General features: G+C 36.5%; 3 protein-coding genes and 1 pseudogene. 3 read left to right on the forward strand and 1 reads right to left on the reverse strand.

Going from position 1 to position 3,328, the window contains the following annotated elements:
* Positions 1 to 62: 62 nt before the first annotated feature.
* Positions 63 to 1,577: an IS21 family transposase gene (gene istA, locus E2L07_RS19995; protein WP_243854910.1), complete on the forward strand. Its 1,515-nt coding sequence runs from the start codon at positions 63 to 65 to the stop codon at positions 1,575 to 1,577.
* Between the two features lies 1 nt (position 1,578).
* Complete coding sequence (gene istB, locus E2L07_RS20000; RefSeq protein WP_134228976.1) at positions 1,579 to 2,340, forward strand: IS21-like element helper ATPase IstB; 762 nt, start codon at positions 1,579 to 1,581, stop codon at positions 2,338 to 2,340.
* A gap of 133 nt (positions 2,341 to 2,473) precedes the next feature.
* Here istB and E2L07_RS20005 read toward each other — a convergent pair whose 3' ends face one another.
* A complete protein-coding gene (locus E2L07_RS20005) occupies positions 2,474 to 2,809 on the reverse strand; it encodes an alpha-helical endospore appendage domain-containing protein (protein WP_134230475.1) in 336 nt (111 codons plus the stop codon).
* A 370-nt stretch (positions 2,810 to 3,179) separates the two neighbouring features.
* Between E2L07_RS20005 and E2L07_RS21585 the strand changes: the two are divergent.
* A pseudogene (locus E2L07_RS21585) lies at positions 3,180 to 3,328 on the forward strand (hypothetical protein); the annotation flags it as partial.

Here is a 3,328-nt window from a genome sequence, read left to right on the forward strand (position 1 = left end):
CTCTCTTATTATTGATAGTGACCAAACAATCAAGATAAGAGAGGTAGAAAAGGATGATCAACATGGCTCAATTTTATAATATCAAATTTATGAAAGAGGTAGAAGGACTGTCGCAAAGGCAAATAGCTAAAAAGTTAGGAATATCAAGAAATACTGTAAGTAAATATTTAAAGCAAGGTGAACCCCCAACAACTATTCATCGTAAAAAAGTATATGGTAAAGCAAAGTATTCTGAAGAAACCGAGAGAATATTACCTATTATCGATAAATGGTTAGAAGATGATTTAAAGCGTTGGGGAAAACAACGCCATACAGCTGCACGGATGTATGAGAGATTAGTAGCTGAATATGAATTTAAAGGTTCTGAATCTAATCTGAGAAAAATTGTTGCAAAGCGCAAAAAGAAGCTACAGGAAGTCTTTATCCCTCTTGACTTTCAACTCGGCCACCAATTCCAATTCGACTGGGGAGAGGCGGATATTATACTACAGGGTCGAAAACAACGTATTTTCCTCTTCTGTATGCAACTTTCGGCATCTCGAATGAGATTCGTCAGAGCATACCTTCATGAAAAACAAGAGGCTTTCTTAGATGGATTTGTGCATGCTTTTCAATTTTTTGGAGGTGTTCCGACAGAAGGACTTTTTGATAATTTAAAAACAGCCGTGCAAAAGAATTTACAAGGAAGAGATCGACTTGAACAGGAGGCTTTTCTTGCCCTGCAAGCTCACTATTTATTTAAAGCAGAATTTTGTAACGTTAGAGCTGGGAACGAAAAAGGTAGAGTGGAAGGAACCGTTGGTTATGTCCGAAGAAATGCCTTCGTTCCATTGCCAGAAGTACAATCAATGGAAGAATTAAATAATTATCTTTTAAATTGGTGTATGGAAGAATCAGAAAGAAGAAAAGTACCACATAGAAAAGAAACAGTCTTACAAATGTGGCATAAAGAAAAAGAACATCTACACCCTCTTCCAGCCAACAAATTCGAAGCTTGTAAATTAGTTTCGTGTCAAGTGAACAAAACCTCATTAATCACTGTTGAAACAAATCAATATTCGGTTCCATGTCGTTATGTTGGACAAGCTGTTTGGGTAAAAATTTTTGTGGATCAAGTAATCGTAGTGGCTCAAAACCAGGTAATCGCACAACATCCCCGCTCTTACGAACGGAATCAGATGATTACAGTTCTTGATCATTATTTAGAAGCCCTATTGAAAAAGCCAAGAGCGATCCGAGATGCTCATGCATTTCAATCTTCAGACATCCCAGATGTGTTTAGGAGGTTTCATCATAAAATGCGTGAAGAAGAAGGTGCGAATGGTGACCGAAAATTCATACGTCTCCTGCTCCTGCATCGCGAGATAGGAATGGAAAATTTAACAAAAGCTCTAATACAAGCAGAAAAAACACAGGTTTATCGTTATGAAGTCGTTCATGAGCTAATTCAGCGATTGACAAATAATGACGTGACAATCGATAAACTCCCTATTGAAAATACCCCTTTGAGTTTGTTAGATTACAAAATTCAAAAGTCTAGCATATCACAGTATGGGCAATTGACAGGGGGACAGTAAAATGACCACTGAATTATTATTAGACCACATAACTAAACAATTGAGGATGCCAACGATCGCTAAACAGTATCGTTCTCTCGCAAGAGAGGCTGAAGAAAGAAACTTACGTTATGAAGAATACCTGATGGCTCTATTAGAACTTGAGCTCCAAACAAGGGAAGAAAATCAAAAACAAAGGCGACTTAAGCAAGCTACATTTACCGTACAAAAAACGTTAGATTCGTATGATTTTAGCTTAATGCCTAGCCTAAACAAAAATCGATTTTTGACCCTGGCTAAAGGAGAATTTGTCCAAAAGAAAGAGAACATATTATTTCTAGGAAACAGTGGTACCGGGAAAACCCATCTAGCTACAGGTTTAGGGATTGAACTAATCAAAAACGGCCTTAAAGTTAAGTTTATAACAGCTGCTCAATTAGTAGAGGAATTATTATTGGCAAAAGAAGAGCATACTCTGCTTTCATTTGAAAAAAAGTGGCTCAAATTTGATGTAATCATAATCGATGAGCTAGGATATGTGCCCTTCTCAAAGATAGGATCAGAACTATTGTTTCAGTTCTTCTCAAGTCGCTATGAACGCGCAAGCGTTATTATCACAACCAATCTTGATTTTACTGAATGGACTTCCGTTTTTGGAGACGAAAAAATGACAGCAGCCCTCTTAGATCGTCTCACCCACAAAGCACATATTCATTTACTTAACGGGGAGTCTTATAGATTTAGGCAAAGTATAAAACGGAAAGAAAATAACGCCGAAGGGTAATCGAGGCGCGAAAATGTTCAGGGTGTGTTGCCCTCCCGGGCAACACACCCTGAACATTCCATATCCCTCCATAAATGGGACTTAACATATTTCAAGTGGCTCACTTTTAACGTAATCGCTCTGGCTCAATTTATTATTGACAAAAACATATATTAGGTGGTGTTGGTCCTACTGGAACATCTAAAATGTCTTTTAATTTAAATTGAAGAAGCATTTGTGTTTTTAGTGCAGTTTTCAACGTGCGATTGACACTCTCATTTACATTCAAAAGCTGGGAAATATTTGTAGCAACTACGTTACTGTTTTCTGGTAAAGTTCCAACCACAGCTTGAATTTTTTCAGCTTCAGCATTAATAATGTGTGCTAGTCCAAGTTCTTCGAATGCCACTGAAGCTAATAGTAAGTTAATGACATCTTCTCTAGTAAGGTCAATCGATGGTGTTACGTTTGGGATATTTGGAAAACTCATATAAAATCACCTCATTTCTCTATTTGCTATCAGTATATGAAAGCAAGTTTTGCCCGTTAGGTATAGTAACCTATTCTTTGTCCAATTTCATAAAAAAGAGGCTTACAACCCTAACCTTCAAAAGTATATGACTTATGTAATGTCCCAAAATAAATAATCCAATTAGTAAACAATACACATAACACGACACATCTATATACGAGAATGGAATAGGACATTTATTTCCTATCATATGGTTATGTGAAAAGCACAGTTTATCTTTTTGATTCATCGTCATTTTCTGTGAAAAAGTTTTATAAACATGAAAAAACTCGCTATTTCCTGGCAATCCTTTTTGTAGACCAATACAAAAAATAGGAGGAAATAGCGAGTGAAAACAAATATATGTTTACCACTAGGATTGCCAGAGTTTGTAATTTTAAAACAGGAGATTCTAAAGGACTTCATCTATTTGGATGTCGAAACGAACGAACAGCCAAAATGTTGCATTCATTGTGGCTTCTCTATGTGTTTAAGCTG

This window comes from Halalkalibacterium halodurans, from assembly GCF_004376175.1.
GTDB lineage: Bacteria > Bacillota > Bacilli > Bacillales > Bacillaceae_D > Halalkalibacterium > Halalkalibacterium halodurans.